Source organism: Anaerostipes rhamnosivorans (genome assembly GCF_005280655.1).
Classification (GTDB): domain Bacteria; phylum Bacillota; class Clostridia; order Lachnospirales; family Lachnospiraceae; genus Anaerostipes; species Anaerostipes rhamnosivorans.
The window spans coordinates 416,827-433,185 of sequence record NZ_CP040058.1; the positions used below are offsets into that span (position 1 = coordinate 416,827).

A 16,359-nucleotide genomic window follows, 5' to 3' on the forward strand; every position below is an offset into this window, starting at 1 on the left:
AAACGAATATATTCGGAAAAACGAATAAATATGGAAATCAGAATATTTTAGGTTGACTATACACTCAAATGAGTATATAATTTAAACATAAATTCGGAATTAAGAATATAAGGAGGTGCTTAAATGTATAAAAACTTAAATAGAGCAATGAATGAAGAACATGTTACATATACGCAGATTGCAGAACTATTGGGAAAAAGATATCAAACGATCAGTGATACGGCCAATGGGTCTACAAAAAAAGGGTTTTACTTTCAGGAGGCCTGCAAGATACAAAAGGTATTTTTTCCAAAATATGATGTCCAGTATTTATTTACGAGGGAGCCTAGTTAAATTATAGAACATATGTTTTGATATAGCAAGATATAAAATCAGGAGAGTGATGATGGAAAGAAAAATGGGGCACATACTGGTTGTGCTGTCAGTATGTCTTATCAGTATCCGGGCTGTCCCTCTGTGGGTGGCATTGTTTATGGCACTTGGGGGAATGGCATGGCTGGATAATTAAAACAAAGACATTACAGGAAGATGAACTGTTCTCCGGAGGTGAATAGCATGGCATTTTATGAAAAGGATGGGATCCGGGTTCCCGAGAACCAGGCATTTGATTTTGCTCTGGACAAGCTTATGACGGGGGATATCTGTGAGCAGGATGATTTTGTGGATTGGTTTTTCCAGCCGCTTATGGGCTGGCATTTTTATGAAGATGAAGATGAGACAGAATCTATCGAGGCTGTTACACAGAGCCATATAGACGGTGAGATCCGTTTTCTCAGGAAATTGTAACTACGGGCAATGAGCATCAAATAAAGAAAAGGGATCAGAGTATGGAATTTACAGGCCGTTTAAAGGGTATTTCAAAAGATATGACAACAGGGTATTTCCTCATAACTGTTTCTATGAAAAGGGATATTTTACAAGAGTATGAGGATCTTAGCGGAAAAGAGGTGGATGTAAAGATTGTAAAATATAAGAAAAAAAGAAGCCGGAATGCCAATGCATATTTTCATGTGTTGGTATCCGAAATGGCTGATGTCTTAGGAACCAGTACGGCATATATGAAAAACCAAATGTTGAGAAAATATGGACAGTATGAGATAGTCCATGGACACTTATGGGAATTAATTATGAGAGATGACATAGATGTGAATGAGTTGGAACATTTACACCTGGCGCCCACAGAAAAGACAATTGTCAACCAAAATGGTACGGTATTCCGCTCTTATATCGTCATCGCAGGATCTCATACTTATAATACGGTCCAGATGTCCCAATTGATAGAAAATACAGTCAAGGAGGCTCAAGAACTGGGAATTGAGACCGCGTCGCCAGAAAAGATAAGCCGAATGGAAAAGAGGTGGCGCCGGTGAATTACATATTAGAGATCAGAGCATTTTATGATCAGCTGGAAATAAATCCGCTTCCCCCACCTGCTATTGTTTTATGGCATGCATTGATGCACATAGCAAATAAAACAGGTTGGAAGCAAGAATTTACAGTGGCTGTATCGGTCTTGGAACTAAAAACAGGGTTAAATGCACAGTCCATAAAAAGGGCTAGAAATAGATTGGAGCAAAACGGACTGATCAAATGGAAGAGCCGGGGCGGAAACCGTTCTGCATGTTACCAGATGATATCGCTGCAATACAGAAATACATTTGATGATGTACCGAAGCGGCAGTTGGAATGTGAACTGCAGGATGAACCAGACCATGAACACAATAATAAATATAAACAGAACAAAACGAAACAGATTACAGAAGAGAGGGAATGTAAAAAAATACAGGAGCTGTATAACACCATCTGCGTTTCATTTCCCAGATGTACAAAGCTCTCGGACAGAAGGCGGAGGGCAGTTAAGGCAAGATTGAGGACCTATGGTATGGAGGAGATGAAGAAAGTTTTTTATAAAGCTGAATCCAGTGATTTTCTGAAAGGGAAAAACAGCAGAAATTGGTCAGCAAACTTTGATTGGCTTACATCATACAGCAATATGGTGAAAGTCCTGGACGGGAACTATGACAATAAGAGAGGTGGAGAGTATGACCCTGCAACAACAGATTCAAAAGATGAGAGCGGTACATGTGATCTCGTCAGGATCGCTCGAGACAGGGGGTTCAAAGGAAAATTTGAAGGTTTTTAACTGTCCGGCATGCAGGGATACCGGCTGGATCAAGAGTATAAAGAATGGAAGGGAATATTTTTCCGAATGCCAATGCAGGAAAAAAGAGATGAATCAGAGAAGGCTGGCATTTGCGAATATTCCTGCGGCTTTTTACAGTATGCGTTTAAATACTTTTAATACATCTGTATATAAGTCGGAGCATAGCCGCATTATGATCCAGCTGGCCTGCAAGTGTATTGCGGAGTACTTACATGATTTTGACCAGGAGTACAGACAGGGCAGAGGGCTGTATCTGTTTTCCGAAGCAAAAGGGAGCGGTAAGACCAGAATGGCTGCCAGCATAGCAAATGAGCTGGTTGACAGGGGGTATCAGGTAAAGTTTGCATTATCTGCGGAGATCATTCAAGAAATCAAGAGAACATGGGATAGGGAAAATAACCTATCTGAGAGCAGTTTATTGGACCAGCTCCAGGAGACAGAGATACTGATCATTGATGACTTTGGCACGGAGCAGGCAGCTGCATGGATAAATGAGAAATTCTATCAGATCATCAATGGAAGATATGTGGACCGCAAAGTAACCATATTTACCAGCAATTATTCTTTGATGCGGTTAAGATATGATGACAGGATTACTAGCCGTATAGAAGAAGTATCTTATATTATAGGTTTTCCAGAGGAAAGTGTAAGGGAACAGATTGCCTTTGAAAAAAACAAAGAGATGCTGGCTAAAGTGGAGCGTAGCAGCAAAGGATGAGGACAAAAACAGGGATAGTAGAGAAAGGAACATGTGGTTTGACAGAAAAAGAGATGAATGAAGCCAAAAAGAAATATTTAACAAGGTATAAAAAATCCCATTTGAAATGGCTGTCCTTGTGTGAGCAGGAGAAGTCCATCAGAGCAGAGATCGAGGGTGCCAGAAGCCCGGAGATCACAGATATGCCAAGAGCAGCTGGGACAGCTGATCTGTCCGATTGGATGGTCCGCCTGGAAACGATCTTAGAGAAGATCAATGCGGCAAAAAGAGAGAATTATGGCATCAGGGCAGAGATTGAGGAGAGGATTATTGATATGGACGATGGGATTCAGAGCCGTATCCTATGGCTCCGATATATTGACTTTAAAGAATGGAATGATATATGCACAAGAATCGGTTATAGCTGGAATAGGACACATGAACTGCACAGTGAAGCACTTCGTAACTTTCCATTGGAGAAGACAGTACAGAAAAGGATAGAATAGTATAGATTAAAAATGGTATAGTTATGCTAGAAAAGAAGACAAGATAATGAGCAGGGAAGCATCTGATTTTAAATCAGGTGCTTTTCTTGTGAATACAATGATAGAGAGGTGTAAAATAGTGCCAAGGAGCAGAAGTCCGGATTCAATAAAGGCGGAAGAGATGTATAAAAAAGGTGTAAACCTAAAAGATATAGCGGCGGAAATAGGGAAGTCAACGAGTACTGTGCGGAGATGGAAAGATACCCAAGGCTGGGAAAACGAATGTCCTGCGGAAAATAAAGAAAAGCAGAAAACGAAAGAAGTTACAGATCCGGAAGTGGAAGAAGTCATAAAGAATGAAGAGTTGACAGACAAACAGCAACGATTCTGCCTCTATTATATCAAATGTTTTAATGCCACCAAGGCATATCAAAAAGCTTATGATGTCGATTATAGAACAGCAGCTTCCATTGCGTACAGGCTTATGGAAAATCCCAAAGTCAGAAGGGAGATCCAGAGGCTTAAGAAAGCCAGACTGAACCGAGAGATGCTGAGTGAGGAAGATATTTTTCAAAAATACATGGATATTGCTTTCTCAAATATCACCGATTATGTTACTTTCGGCAAAGGCAGTGCAGAGGAAAGCCCTAACTTTATTGATCTTAAAGATTCTTCCCAGGTAGACGGAAGCCTGATCTCTGAGATCTCAGTCAGCAGAAACGGTGCAAAGGTGAAACTTCTGGACCAGATGAAAGCCATGGATTGGCTGGTGCAGCATATGGAAATGGAAAAAGCGGAAACAGAAGATGACGGCTTTATAGATGCGTTGAAAGCTGAGGTGACCGATGTATGGACAGAAGAATAAAACAAGCTGCATTTCAATTCCGTCCGTTCTCCAAGAAACAGAAACAGGTTTTAACTTGGTGGCTGCCAGGATCCCCAGTCAGCGGACAGGACGGAGTTATAGCAGACGGAGCCATCAGATCAGGGAAAACCTTGTGTATGTCTCTTTCTTTTGTCATATGGGCCATGGAAAACTTTGAGGGACAGAATTTTGCCATGTGCGGGAAAACAATAGGATCCTTCCGGCGCAATGTTTTGTTTTGGCTGAAGCTGATGCTGAAAAGCCGCGGTTATAGAACACAAGACCACAGAGCCGATAACCTGCTGGTTATTGAAAGGAAAGGAAAAGAGAATTACTTTTATATGTTTGGCGGCAAAGATGAAAGGAGCCAGGATCTGATCCAGGGAATCACCCTGGCCGGAGTCTTTTTTGACGAAGCTGCATTGATGCCGGAGTCTTTTGTAAACCAGGCCACCGGGCGGTGCTCTGTCAGCAGATCAAAGTTTTGGTTTAACTGTAATCCGGACGGGCCGTATCATTGGTTTAAAACCAACTGGATTGATCAGAAGGAAAAAAAGCATCTAATTTATCTGCATTTTACAATGGAAGACAATCTTTCTCTGGAGAAGAATGTAAAAAGAAGGTATTGTTCCATGTACAGCGGAATGTTTTATAAAAGATATATTCTGGGGTTGTGGTCTGCTGCGGAAGGGATCATCTATGATATGTTTGACCATTCAAAACATGTGATCCAGTCTCTGCCGGAAATGGCAGGAAGCAAATATATCAGTATTGACTACGGGACCCAGAATGCCACGGTGTTCCTGCTGTGGCAGAGGAGTCTCTCAGGACAATGGATCTGCTGCAAAGAATATTATTATTCCGGCAGGGAGCATCACTGCCAAAAGACAGACAGCCAGTATGCAGATGATCTGGAGGAATTTGCGGACGGGCTGGACATTGACCGGGTGATCGTAGATCCCGCCGCTGCTTCGTTTATAGCAGAACTGAAGAGGAGGAAGTTCCGGATAAAAAAAGCAAACAATGATGTACTGGACGGCATACGGTTTACAGGCAGCATGCTGAATCTTGGCCTTCTCTTTTTCTTAGGGGAGTGTAAAGAGACGATTAAGGAGTTTGCTTCCTATATATGGGATGAAAAGGCCAGAGAGTCAGGCGAAGACAGGCCGGTAAAACAGCATGACCATTGCATGGATGCAGTCCGGTACTTTATATATACAATTGTTAAAAGAGAACGGAAATGGGGTTGATAAGGTGTTACAGGTTTTGGAAAGAGTAGGGCAGGTGATAAGAAAAATGTTAGGAAAAGAAATGGTGAAGGATGCCATCGGCGTTGATGTTTCGGTGTCAGACCGTATGGGGCAGGCTATTGAGCTTTGGTCAATGATGTATGAAAATGAAGCCCCATGGCTGAAAAAAGATGTAATAAGCTGCGGCCTTCCGGCTGCAGTGGCAGGAGAGATGGCAAGGCTTGTCACACTGGAACTGCAGACGGAGATTTCCGGGGATGAATTTCTGAATCAGGAGTATCAGGAAGTAATCAAAGAGATTCGCAGATACTGCGAGTATGGATGTGCAAAAGGGGGACTTGTCTTTAAACCGTATGTGTATGAGGGTCACATTGAAGTCGACACTGTGCAGGCAGACAGGTTCTTTCCTACAGGATATAACAGCAGAGGAGAAATAACGTCGGCTGTATTTGCAGAGACACAGAACAGGGGGAAACAGGTTTTTACAAGACTTGAATACCATGAGTGGAAGAAAAGTGATTATGTTATTTACAACAAAGCCTATGTGAAAAATGATAAAGATGTCTCAGAGAGTCTTGGAAAGGAGATCCCGCTTTCCAAGGTGAAGGAATGGGCGGAACTGGAGCCGGAGATCAGAATAGAGAATGTTGAAAAGCCGTTGTTCTCTTATTTCAAAGTTCCCAGCGCCAATAATATTGACGACCAGTCGCCCTTGGGTGTGTCCATTTATTCCAGAGCTGTCAGTGACATCAAGGAGGCAGACCGGCAGTGGTCGAGGATCATCTGGGAATACGAAGGTGCAGAACTCGCTTTGGATGTGGATAATACAATGTTTAAGAGGGACAGCAGGACAGGAAAGTGGGAACTACCGAAAGGAAGGGAAAGGCTGTTCCGCATGATGGATATGGACGATAACAATGAGAAATATAAGATATACTCTCCTGCGATCCGGGATGTGAGTATGTTTAACGGATTTAATAACATTCTGCGGCGCATTGAGTTCAACTGCGGTTTAGCATACGGAACGCTGAGTAATCCAGAGAATGTGGATAAAACGGCAGAGGAAATCAAAGCCAGCAAGCAGAGATCATACAGCACAGTTTCGGATATTCAGAAGACTTTGCAGAAAGCACTGGAACATCTAGTCTATGCCATGGAAGTGCTGGCACAGCTTAGCGGGCTGTCAGGCAGGAAAGACTATGAGGTATCCTTTAACTGGGATGATTCCATTGTCATTGATAAGGAGAAGGAACTCTTATCTATGCAGCAGGATGCAGCAGAGGGCTTCATCCGCAAAGAATTGTATGTGGCCAAAAAGTACGGGGTGTCGGAAGAAGAAGCTCTTAAAATGATGCCTAAACAGCCAGACAGCCAGGAAGAAAATACATTGACCGAATCGAAGTCATTAAACTACGAGAAAAATTTAGGCGGCTCTGCAGACAGCTTAAAAGTACAAGGGGCAGAAGATTTGTAACAGCAGGGGAAGACCGGATGAGACGGCAGCCTGAAAGGAGGTAATAAGGTATGACAGAATATGCAGACTATAACTATTATAAAGAACAATTCCACGGCATTGTGATACCGGAATCTGCGTTTTTAAGTGAGATGTTAAAGGCTGGTATCTATATCGATTACATTACGTTTGGCAGAGTGCATGATACAGAGATTCCGGAAGAGATCCGGATGGCAGCATGTGCGGTTGCAGATGTAATGTATCAGGGGGATACAGGCAGACAAGAAGTGAAATCAGAGACAGTGGGAAAAGTCTCTGTCTCTTATGTCACAGAACAGCAGGACGGACAGATCAAGGAAAGGACCAGAGAAAAGAAACAGTATACAGCGGCTTATCCATACCTTGTCCACACCGGGCTGTTGAACCGGGGGGTGCGGCAATGATCACAAATACAGATCTGACCATCTACAACAAGGTTTATGACCGGGATACAGGGACAAACCGGTATTACCGAACAGTCTTAAAAGGCATAAACTGGCAGGATACGACGGCAGTGCAGCCGGACGGGAAGGGGATGGCAAGCGCAGATGTGGCAGAGGTCTACATTCCATTTACTGTGGAGACAGAAAAACAGTACCGGAAGCCGGAAAATTTTATGGCAGAGGCGGACAAAAGCAGGATATTTACGTTCAGAGCAGGCGATCTGCTGGTACGGGGTATCACAGAGACTGAACTGGGCAGTACAAAGGATGAGGAATATCTAAAAAATATCTGCGGTGAGGTCCGCACCGCTGCAATGGTAGAATCCAATGACAGCGGCAGTATTGAAATTCAACACTGGAAGGTGACGGCAGAATGAAAACCAATATACATATTCAGTCCGCCGATAAAATCCTAGCAGATATGAAGCTAAAACCGGACGGTGCGGCACAGAGATTTTTTGTCCACGAAACACAGAAGATCATGGATCCATATGTCCCCATGCTCACAGGCAGTTTGAAAAATACAGCCGTGGAAGGAGCTGACCGGATTACATATATCATGCCGTACGCACGTAAACAGTATTATGGAAACAAAGGCAGAGGGCTGCGGGGAAAACTCTGGGATAAGCGTGCCTGGAGTGACCGGGGCCGGGAAGTTACAGTGTCCGTGGCGAAATTTATAGGAGGAAAGCCGGTATGACAGCAGTAGAGGCAATTCGGGAGATCGTAAAACAGTGCCCGTACCTGGATGAATTTTATAAGGGGATCGGGGTGGATTATCTTGGAGGCAACACAGCGTATTATTCTATAGAATCCGTTCCGTCCGAGACAGTTTTAAAAAGAGATATTGTTGGAAATACAAAGAGGCAGTATCTCTTTAATTTTGCCAGCCGGCAGGCCTACGGGGAGGAAGTGAGACAAAATCTTGATAATATCGGATTTTATGAACACTTTTCTGACTGGCTGGAACAATTCTCTGACGCAGGGATTTTCCCTGAGTTGGAGGAGGGTAAGGAAGCAATAAAAATCGAAGCAATCACAAGCGGTTATGCGTTTGATACAGAGCTTAGCAAAGCGAGATATCAGATTCAGTGCCGCTTTCTTTATTATCAGGAAAGGAAGGTATAACAAATGGCATTAAAAAGTGTAAGACAGAGAAGGATGCAGGCAAATTATTTAGATATTGGAAAGGAGGATACACCAAAGTTTGTGCTTATGGGCGCAGGCTTTACTGACCTCAACGAGGAGCCGGGAGCACAGACCAGCTCTAAGAGATATATCAATGATAAATCTACATCAAAGGCGATCACAGGGTATGAATGGCAGGCACCTTATACCGCGGATCAGATCAAAACAGAAGAAGCGATCAAGTATATCTGTGAGATTGGGGAGCTTCAGAAGACGGGAGCAGAAGCAGAAACAAACTATATCATCGTGGATCTGGACCAGAAGGTTGGGGATTCCGGAGATACCTACCATGCAAGAAAAATTCATGTAGCCGTGGAGGTATCCTCTTTCGGAAATGAAGACGGAGAGATGACCTGTGAGGGAAACCTGCTTGGCGTCGGTGACGTCGTGGAAGGTACTTTTGATACAAAGGGGCTTACTTTTACAGAGAAGGGCGAAACACCCTGACACAGCCGTAACAGGGGTGGCGTTGAATAAAACAACGCTGTCCCTTGAGGTTGCGGCGAAAGAAACCCTTGTGGCAACGGTACAGCCTGCGGATGCAGCGGACAAATCAGTGGCATGGTCCAGCAGTGATGAGACAAAGGCAGCAGTATCTGACACCGGAGAAGTGACAGGTATTGCAGCAGGAAGCGCGGACATCACAGTCAAAACAACAGACGGAAATAAAACAGCTTTATGTACGGTGACAGTGACAGAACCGGCGGGAGAATAAAAAACAGATAAGTGAACATGGAGGAGAGAAACATGGCAAAAGTATTTAAGTGGAATGACGCAGAGTTTAAGTTCAGTATTACAAACGCAGATATGATGGAGCGGTTTCATGCTGCAGTAGAACAAGCAGGCAAATGTTTTCAGGAGATTGGAGAGAGCGGGGAGAATGAGACTGACCCGGAGATTATCCGCAGGGAATGCGGCTATATTGACGAGATGTTTGATGAGATCTTCGGAGAGGGTGCGTCGCAGAAGATGTTTGGCGGTGAACCGGATATTGAAGAGCATCTGAAAGCCTTTGGAAAGATCGTAAAGATGAAACAGCAGCAGGAAGAAGGCTTTACAAATTTTGCAGAACAGGAGACAGCAAAGTTTGGAACAGCGGCAGGTCTTAATAGGGAACAAAGGCGTGAAAAAGGACAGAGATAATGAATATCTTGACAGATGGTCTTCCGGAACATGTCTTGGTGGGAGGAAAGAAGTATAAGATCAATTCTGACTTCCGTGTATCTGTTCTCTTTGAGGAAATGATTCAGGATAAGAACATTACGGAGGAACAGCAGCTCTTTATAGAGGAACTGATGAATATTCCGGAATTTGAGGGGGATCATGAAAAAGCCAGTCTGCTTGCCAAGTACAACAGCGGATTGGCTTTATACTATCCCGTGATCCCTGAAGACCTTGAAGGGGCAATTTCCCAGATGCTTTGGTTTTACCAGTGCGGAAAGACAGAGGAACAGAAGCAGTCTGGGAAGGGGAAAAAACAGTCACAGATCTACAGTTTTACTTATGATGCAGATTACATCTATGCTGCTTTTTTAGAACAGTACGGCAAAGATCTGAACTCTGCACACCTGCATTGGTGGAAATTCACAGCCATGTTTTCTGGGTTAAAAGAAGACTGCCTGATCTCAAAGATCATGGGATACAGAGCGGCAGATACAGCTGGCATGGATAAAGAACAAAAGAAGTTTTATAAAAAGATGAAGGAAATCTACAAGCTGCCAGGAAATATATCTGAGGAAGACAGGGCTCTGGAAGCGGAAGTGACACAGGCTCTTTTGAACGGAGGAGATCTTTCACATCTGCTGAATTAGGATGAGAGTACCAAGCGAAGAAGAAACAGTTAAGATGATAAAGAGAATATCTTTAGTAAAGCATCCAGGAAAGATCTGGGTGCTTTTCTTATTCTCCCATAAAATTGTCCGCAGTCATAAAAACAACGTGAGTGGGGACGGTATCAGTATCATGTAATAAGACATAAGGGGATAGAGATTCTTGCCCTCGAATGAAGAATCACAAGACTATAGAAGCGAATAGTCACTGTCGCCTGCCGGGCTGAGGTTTGCGAAGTGTCAAATAGCAAGATCTTTTGATACGAAACAAACATTACAAGGCAGGTGAATATTTTGGCAGACAATAAAATTGAGATAGAAGTTGCACTGAATACAGAGAAAATAGAAAAAGACTGGAGCCGGCTGGCAAAGACATCAGGGAATGAAGCAGAAAAAGCGTCGGCTCAGGGGCAGAAATCCTTTAAAGATACAGAAAAGCAGTCCCAGAACAGTTCAAAGAAGGTAGGAGAACACTGGAAAGCAGCATCGGGTATAGCAAAAAATGCTTTGAAGTCAGGAATGGGCGGAGCTAAAAAAGTTATCCGCAAGACTACACAAATCCTGGTAGATGCAGGTACAGCGGCGGTAAAGACAGGAATAACGTTTGAGAATGCTTTTGCAGGAGTCAAAAAGACAGTCAATGCTTCTGACAAAGAAATGGAGCAGCTGCGCAAAGGCATTTTGGATATGTCTAAAGAACTGCCGGAGAGCGCAAGTGAGATTGCAGCGGTGGCGGAAGAGGCCGGAAAGCTTGGGATCAAGAGTAATGGAATTCTTGGATTTACGAAGACGATGATACAGCTTGGGGATTCCACAAGCTTGAGCACAGAAGAAGCCGCGACATCGTTGTCAAAGCTGGCAGACATTACACAGATGCCCCAAACTGAATTCAGCCGCCTGGGATCGACAGTTGTAGCCCTCAGCGGCCAGCTCGATACGTCGGAGAAAAAAATTACGGATATGGCTGTCGAGATCGCTGGTGCAGGACATGAGGCGGGCATGTCAGAAACTGAGATTCTGTCATTCGCAGGTATCTTAAGTTCAGCAGGTCAGGAAGCAGAAGCAGGAAGCACAGCGTTCTCTCAGCTGACTTCAAAGATGAACCAGGCCGCGGCCAGTGGCGGAAATGATCTGAACGAATTTGCAAGAATTTCAGGAACCTCCTCAGAACAGTTTAAAAAAGCTTTTCAGGAGGATGCGGCAGGGGCCGTGGGCTCTTTTCTTCAAGGCCTGGACCAGATAAACCAGAACGGCGGCAATACAGTTAAAACGCTGGAGAATTTGGGACTGTCTGATGTACAGGTGCAGGATACGCTTTTAAAAGCAGCCGAGGCATCGGGTACGTTTACGGAAACTTTGGCAGCTGGAAATCAGGCGTGGAGCGACAATACAGCGTTGCAGGATAAAGCTGGGCAGCAGTATGAGACTACAGAAAACAAGATATCTACGCTGAGCAATAAATTCAGCCAGCTGGGGATTTCTATTTTTGATAATGTGAATAATCCTATCCGCGAAGCTATAGATGTTGTATCCGGCTATGTGGACCAGCTGCAGGAAGTCTTTGACAAAAAGGGACTTGAGGGGCTGGCCGGTGAGCTGGGTTCTATTTTTGCAAATCTGGCAGAAGACGTGGCAAAGCAGGCACCAACGCTTATCAAGACGGCATCGCAAGTTGTGAAAGCATTCATCTCGGGGCTCGTAAAGAACGGACCTAAGATCCAGAGTGCTGCAAAGTCATTGGTAAAATCCCTGGCAGGGGGAATCGCTGATGTTCTTCCCAAGGAAATGGGGACTGCATTTAGAAACCTTAGCAATATACTGATCCAGGTCGCAGATAAGGGAATTACTGTTTTAGCGAAGTCTTTGGGATTTATAGCAGAAAATTTTAAGATTATTCTTCCTTTAATTGCATCAACTGTAGCAGCAGTTAAAACACTTTTGATAGTTAAAAGCGTAGTATCTGCAATTGATGCAGCAAAAACAGCAACGGAGTCAGCTACAGTGACAACAACGCTGTTAAAGACGGCATTGTCAGTTGTAAGTGGAGAAATGAAAGCGGCGGAAGCAGCAACTCTACTGTGCAGTAAAGCTCTTGCAGCTCTCGGAGGGCCAATTGGAATTGCAGTAATTGCAATCGGAGCTTTGGCTGCGGGGATTGTTGCTTATAATTTGACTGTAGACAGAACTAGTGAACTTGAGAAACGCGTTGTTTCTAGACAAAAATCTGTAAATAAGAGTTACCAGGATCTAACAAAAAAACTACAGGAAAATAAAAAAGCAAGAGATGAGGCAATTCATTCAGCTGGGCAAGAGGGAAAAAAGGCAGATAAGTTATTTCAAAAGTTACAGCAGCTTACAAAGATTGAAAATAAATCGACAGGCCAGAAAAAACAAATCAAAACAATTGTAGATCAACTTAATGAGGTCCTTCCGGATTTAAATTTAAATTACGATGCAGAAAACGATAAGCTCAATAAGTCAACAAGTTCTATACGAAAGAATATTAAGGCACAAAAAGAGCTGTTAAAGGCGAAAGCATATGCAAAACAACAAGAAAAAACAATAGATGATATTGTCGAGACTGAAGAGAAGCAAGAAAAATATATAAAAGAACAGGAAGCAGCTTATGAAGATCTGCAAAAGGCCAAGAAAAAAATGGGCGATGCAGAGCAGAAAAGTAAAGACAGTGGTTATGGAAAAGTAGAAGAAGCAGCTTTTGCAAAAGCCCAGAAAGAAGCAATTAAGGCAGAGCAGGCATATAAGGATATTACTGATAAAGTTGATAAAACCAAGAAAAAACTAAAAGAGCTGAATGGAGAATACGATAGTCTTGGAAAGAAAGAAATAGCATCTGAGAATTTTGCTGAATATACAGCTAATATAAATAAACTTGCAAAAGAAGCTGGAATAAAGGCTAAAGAAATTCCAGAGTCTATTGGAAAAGGAATCCAGGATGGAATATATGCGGGCCCTCAAACCGGAAAAGACCTTCTGAAACTAATAGATTTAGATACTTTAAGAAAAGATGTGATTGCAAAATCAAAGGATACAGGAATCGATATCCCAAAGAAGTTGTCAGAAGGGATAGCATCAGGAAGCATTTCTTACAAAGATGCTATAAAGCAGATGAGCAACTTAAGCGATTTTCAAGACGCTATTAATAAAGCAGGGTTAGCTGGAGTTGAAATACCAAAGAAACTCACAGAAGGTATTGCTAATGGGAAATACGCAGTACCGCAATCTATCGAACAAATACAGGCATTAATCAAATTTGATCAACTTGCAAATACTGCTTTTCAAAATGGTGTAAAGATCCCAAAAGAAATTTCCAAAGGGATAGCCTCTGGTGAGATGGCACCGAGTGAAGCAGTAAAACAGCTGCAAGACTACATAAACTTCGATTCAATGATTACAAATTTTGGACTAGCTGGAGATAAATCTGTAAAAGATCTTGTAGCGAAATTAAATAATGGAGACATTTCTTTACAGCAGGCGATGTCGGGGATAAAAAATATTGTGTCTGAAGATGCAAAGCAGGTTCCTTTATCCTTTGGTAACGGAATGATGCAGAATATGTTTGCTGTTGATGAATCTTCCAATCAGATGACTGATACGGTAAAACAAAATACAGAGAATATAGATACAACGTCGGGTGGTACAAATGTTGTACAAACGTTTGGAAATGGTATTACTTTAGGATTACCATTATTGCAAACAGCAACAGATTTATTTAAAACACAATTACAGCAGTCTGTGAATACTGATCTTTCTCCGGAAGCCGGGGTCACGGGGATGTCATATGCTAATGGTTTTATGCCAATACTTTCATATGTTGATACTTCGGCGGGTAGTTTAAAGACGACGGCAATTGAAGCTACGTCCGGTGGAACGATGGCTCCAAATGGAATTAATTTAGGAAAGTCATTTAACATGGCTTTGACAGAACAGGCAGGGGGAGCCAAAACAGCCGGCGGTGCATACAAAAAGAAGGCCAAAGAGGGGGCTTCCGGCGGAACGATGAAGAAGGAGGCTAACTTACTCGGAGGTAGCTTTATTTCTACATTGCTTGCAACTGCCAATAAAGCCCAAATTGCTGGAGAAACAGTCAAAAAAGCAGGTACAAAGGCTTTACAAAACACATCTGGATATAAGTCTGCGGGAGCTAAAGCAGGAGAAGCATATGCTTCAGGCATCACATCTAAAAGTAGTCAAGTTGCTGCAAAAGGAAAAGAACTATCAGATAAAACTGCAAGTGGTGTAACAGCAAATAAAGGGAAAATAAAAACTGCCGCACAAACTGCTGTCAATGGTGCAAAAAGTGTGAGTGTCAGTGGATTTACAAGCGTAGGAAAGAATATTGCAAAAGGGATAGCATCTGGAATCAATAATAATTCAGCAGTTGTATCTGTAGCAGCAGCAAAGGTTATTAGAGAAGCAAAAAATGCTGCAAATCAGGAAGCGGACTCTCACTCACCATCTCGTGTATTTAGAGATCAGGTAGGTAAGTATCTTCCACTTGGCATGGCTGTAGGAATTACTAAAAATACTAGTAAAGTAGTACAAGCCACTAAGGAGATGACACAGGCAAGTATAAATGCTGCTAGAAATGATTTACAAATTCATTCTCCATCCATAAAATTTGATAAGATCGTAGGACGTAATATCCCTAAGGGAATAGCCAAAGGAATCAAAAAGGAGCAGAAGTCTGTCGTTTCTGCGACCAAAAGTATGATTGCGTCTTTAGAAAAAGCAGCAAAGAATCCCTTTGGAAAATTTGAACAGACAGGGACAACGTTTGTAGATAAATTTGAGGAAACTCTTAACAAGAAAAAAGATTCTTCCATAAAAGCAATAAAAAAACTTGTGGATGACCAGGTAAAAGCGCTAAAGAAACAAAATAAGAGCAAAAGCAAAGATTATACAAAAGCTGGGAAATCAATTGTTAGTGCCTATACTAAAGCTATTACGTCAGAAACAAAGAAGCTTGTTACAAAGGCTGAAAAAGAAATTGAGGAGATTTCAAAAAAATTCCAAGAGGATTATGATCATATCAAAAGTCTGCAGGACGGTTTAGAAGATAAGCAGAAGTCTTATGGAAACATTTATGATCTGGATCAGAATATTGCAGATATCAAGCAGTACCAGAATAACCTAAAAGCATTGGAAAATAAAATACCAGACAGCATGATGGAGCATATTCTCGGGATGAATATAGAAGATGCTACAGAATATATGGAATGGTTTAGATCCCTGTCGGCAGCAGAGCAGAAAGCTTACACTGATAAATGGAAACAACAGGAGTCCATGTCAGAAAATTTTTCAAAAAGCTTTTTTGCGGATGATATTTCGAGGCTAAATAAAGAATATTCTAAAAAGATAAATGAGGCCACTGCCGGGCTTGAAAAACAAATGAAGAATATCGGTAAAAATATTATGAGGGGGATGGCGAAGGGCATGAAGTCTGAGACCAAAAACCTGAATAAAACGATAAGAGATATTTGTAATAAGGTAGTTAAGGCGGCAAAAAAGAAACTTGGAGTCAATTCACCGTCCCGTGTTTTCGCTGAGATCGGAAAATATAATATCCAAGGAGCTGAACAGGGACAGGAAAAAGAAGCACCAAAGTTGTACAAACAAATGGAACATGTGGCTGATACCATGGCGGAGAAGTTCGCGAAGGCACAGATGAACATTCCCAGACTGCAAGACAAACTGCAGGCAGCAGTCGCCCGTCAGTCTGCTAAATTCATGGCAAATGTCCAGCCGCAGATTATTTATGCCGGAGGTGGCAGCGATACAACGAAGATAGAAAAGACGGTTTATACAGGACCGGAGAAGATTGAACTTGTAACTACATTAAATGGCAGGGAGATTGCGAGGGGATCTGCCCCGTTTTTAAATCAGGAATTTGAGGCAATTGCAAAGCATCAGGAAAGGGGTGGTTGA

General features: G+C 42.5%; 19 protein-coding genes. All 19 read left to right on the plus strand.

Going from position 1 to position 16,359, the window contains the following annotated elements:
* Window positions 1-123: 123 nt before the first annotated feature.
* Window positions 124-333 carry a DNA-binding protein gene (locus AR1Y2_RS02085; RefSeq protein ID WP_137327474.1) on the plus strand — a complete coding sequence of 70 codons (210 nt, stop codon included), beginning with the start codon at window positions 124-126 and terminating at the stop codon, window positions 331-333.
* Window positions 334-382: 49 nt separating this feature from the next.
* The gene (locus AR1Y2_RS18130) at window positions 383-508 is read left to right on the plus strand and encodes a hypothetical protein (RefSeq protein ID WP_282432115.1); all 126 of its coding nucleotides are present in this window, start codon (window positions 383-385) and stop codon (window positions 506-508) included.
* A gap of 47 nt (window positions 509-555) precedes the next feature.
* Window positions 556-786, plus strand: coding sequence for a hypothetical protein (locus tag AR1Y2_RS02090; RefSeq protein ID WP_137327475.1), 231 nt, complete (start codon window positions 556-558; stop codon window positions 784-786).
* Between the two features lie 41 nt (window positions 787-827).
* Window positions 828-1,370, plus strand: a complete 543-nt coding sequence (locus tag AR1Y2_RS02095) for a hypothetical protein (protein WP_137327476.1) — start codon at window positions 828-830, stop codon at window positions 1,368-1,370.
* Complete coding sequence (locus AR1Y2_RS02100) at window positions 1,367-2,143, plus strand: helix-turn-helix domain-containing protein (protein WP_137327477.1); 777 nt, start codon at window positions 1,367-1,369, stop codon at window positions 2,141-2,143. The genes AR1Y2_RS02095 and AR1Y2_RS02100 overlap by 4 nt, the downstream gene beginning before the upstream one ends.
* An 88-nt stretch (window positions 2,144-2,231) precedes the next feature.
* Window positions 2,232-2,882: an ATP-binding protein gene (locus AR1Y2_RS02105; RefSeq protein ID WP_137327478.1), complete on the plus strand. Its 651-nt coding sequence runs from the start codon at window positions 2,232-2,234 to the stop codon at window positions 2,880-2,882.
* A 38-nt stretch (window positions 2,883-2,920) separates the two neighbouring features.
* On the plus strand, window positions 2,921-3,367 hold the full coding sequence (locus AR1Y2_RS02110; protein WP_137327479.1) for a hypothetical protein: 447 nt from the start codon (window positions 2,921-2,923) through the stop codon (window positions 3,365-3,367).
* A 160-nt stretch (window positions 3,368-3,527) separates the two neighbouring features.
* Window positions 3,528-4,211 carry a terminase small subunit gene (locus AR1Y2_RS02115; protein WP_243118825.1) on the plus strand — a complete coding sequence of 228 codons (684 nt, stop codon included), beginning with the start codon at window positions 3,528-3,530 and terminating at the stop codon, window positions 4,209-4,211.
* Window positions 4,196-5,461 (plus strand): PBSX family phage terminase large subunit, encoded by a 1,266-nt coding sequence (locus tag AR1Y2_RS02120; protein WP_137327480.1) that lies wholly within the window; start codon window positions 4,196-4,198, stop codon window positions 5,459-5,461. Before AR1Y2_RS02115 ends, AR1Y2_RS02120 begins: the two co-directional genes overlap by 16 nt.
* A gap of 46 nt (window positions 5,462-5,507) precedes the next feature.
* A complete protein-coding gene (locus AR1Y2_RS02125) occupies window positions 5,508-6,935 on the plus strand; it encodes a phage portal protein (protein ID WP_243118826.1) in 1,428 nt (475 codons plus the stop codon).
* A 50-nt stretch (window positions 6,936-6,985) separates the two neighbouring features.
* Entirely contained in the window at window positions 6,986-7,357 is a 372-nt protein-coding gene (locus tag AR1Y2_RS02130) for a DnaT-like ssDNA-binding protein (protein ID WP_137327481.1), read from the plus strand.
* Entirely contained in the window at window positions 7,354-7,773 is a 420-nt protein-coding gene (locus AR1Y2_RS02135; protein ID WP_137327482.1) for a DUF6751 family protein, read from the plus strand. Before AR1Y2_RS02130 ends, AR1Y2_RS02135 begins: the two co-directional genes overlap by 4 nt.
* Window positions 7,770-8,096, plus strand: coding sequence for a minor capsid protein (locus AR1Y2_RS02140; RefSeq protein ID WP_137327483.1), 327 nt, complete (start codon window positions 7,770-7,772; stop codon window positions 8,094-8,096). The genes AR1Y2_RS02135 and AR1Y2_RS02140 overlap by 4 nt, the downstream gene beginning before the upstream one ends.
* Window positions 8,093-8,524, plus strand: a complete 432-nt coding sequence (locus AR1Y2_RS02145) for a chloramphenicol resistance protein (RefSeq protein WP_137327484.1) — start codon at window positions 8,093-8,095, stop codon at window positions 8,522-8,524. The genes AR1Y2_RS02140 and AR1Y2_RS02145 overlap by 4 nt, the downstream gene beginning before the upstream one ends.
* A 3-nt stretch (window positions 8,525-8,527) precedes the next feature.
* Entirely contained in the window at window positions 8,528-9,031 is a 504-nt protein-coding gene (locus AR1Y2_RS02150) for a hypothetical protein (RefSeq protein WP_137327485.1), read from the plus strand.
* 16 nt (window positions 9,032-9,047) lie between these two features.
* Window positions 9,048-9,299 (plus strand): Ig-like domain-containing protein, encoded by a 252-nt coding sequence (locus AR1Y2_RS02155; RefSeq protein ID WP_137327486.1) that lies wholly within the window; start codon window positions 9,048-9,050, stop codon window positions 9,297-9,299.
* Window positions 9,300-9,331: 32 nt separating this feature from the next.
* Entirely contained in the window at window positions 9,332-9,727 is a 396-nt protein-coding gene (locus AR1Y2_RS02160; protein WP_137327487.1) for a DUF6673 family protein, read from the plus strand.
* Window positions 9,727-10,395, plus strand: coding sequence for a bacteriophage Gp15 family protein (locus AR1Y2_RS02165; protein WP_137327488.1), 669 nt, complete (start codon window positions 9,727-9,729; stop codon window positions 10,393-10,395). The genes AR1Y2_RS02160 and AR1Y2_RS02165 overlap by 1 nt, the downstream gene beginning before the upstream one ends.
* Window positions 10,396-10,707: 312 nt before the next feature.
* Window positions 10,708-16,359, plus strand: coding sequence for a phage tail tape measure protein (locus AR1Y2_RS02170; RefSeq protein ID WP_137327489.1), 5,652 nt, complete (start codon window positions 10,708-10,710; stop codon window positions 16,357-16,359).

Coding starts and splice junctions, on each gene's coding strand:
- AR1Y2_RS02115 (WP_243118825.1), top strand. CDS start 3,528: ATGTATAAAAAAGGTGTAAACCTAAAAGATATAGCGGCGGAAATAGGG.
- AR1Y2_RS02160 (WP_137327487.1), top strand. CDS start 9,332: ATGGCAAAAGTATTTAAGTGGAATGACGCAGAGTTTAAGTTCAGTATT.
- AR1Y2_RS02135 (WP_137327482.1), top strand. CDS start 7,354: ATGATCACAAATACAGATCTGACCATCTACAACAAGGTTTATGACCGG.
- AR1Y2_RS02105 (WP_137327478.1), top strand. CDS start 2,232: ATGAATCAGAGAAGGCTGGCATTTGCGAATATTCCTGCGGCTTTTTAC.
- AR1Y2_RS02145 (WP_137327484.1), top strand. CDS start 8,093: ATGACAGCAGTAGAGGCAATTCGGGAGATCGTAAAACAGTGCCCGTAC.
- AR1Y2_RS02140 (WP_137327483.1), top strand. CDS start 7,770: ATGAAAACCAATATACATATTCAGTCCGCCGATAAAATCCTAGCAGAT.
- AR1Y2_RS02150 (WP_137327485.1), top strand. CDS start 8,528: ATGGCATTAAAAAGTGTAAGACAGAGAAGGATGCAGGCAAATTATTTA.
- AR1Y2_RS02090 (WP_137327475.1), top strand. CDS start 556: ATGGCATTTTATGAAAAGGATGGGATCCGGGTTCCCGAGAACCAGGCA.
- AR1Y2_RS02130 (WP_137327481.1), top strand. CDS start 6,986: ATGACAGAATATGCAGACTATAACTATTATAAAGAACAATTCCACGGC.
- AR1Y2_RS02125 (WP_243118826.1), top strand. CDS start 5,508: ATGTTAGGAAAAGAAATGGTGAAGGATGCCATCGGCGTTGATGTTTCG.
- AR1Y2_RS02085 (WP_137327474.1), top strand. CDS start 124: ATGTATAAAAACTTAAATAGAGCAATGAATGAAGAACATGTTACATAT.
- AR1Y2_RS02095 (WP_137327476.1), top strand. CDS start 828: ATGGAATTTACAGGCCGTTTAAAGGGTATTTCAAAAGATATGACAACA.
- AR1Y2_RS02120 (WP_137327480.1), top strand. CDS start 4,196: ATGGACAGAAGAATAAAACAAGCTGCATTTCAATTCCGTCCGTTCTCC.
- AR1Y2_RS02165 (WP_137327488.1), top strand. CDS start 9,727: ATGAATATCTTGACAGATGGTCTTCCGGAACATGTCTTGGTGGGAGGA.
- AR1Y2_RS18130 (WP_282432115.1), top strand. CDS start 383: ATGATGGAAAGAAAAATGGGGCACATACTGGTTGTGCTGTCAGTATGT.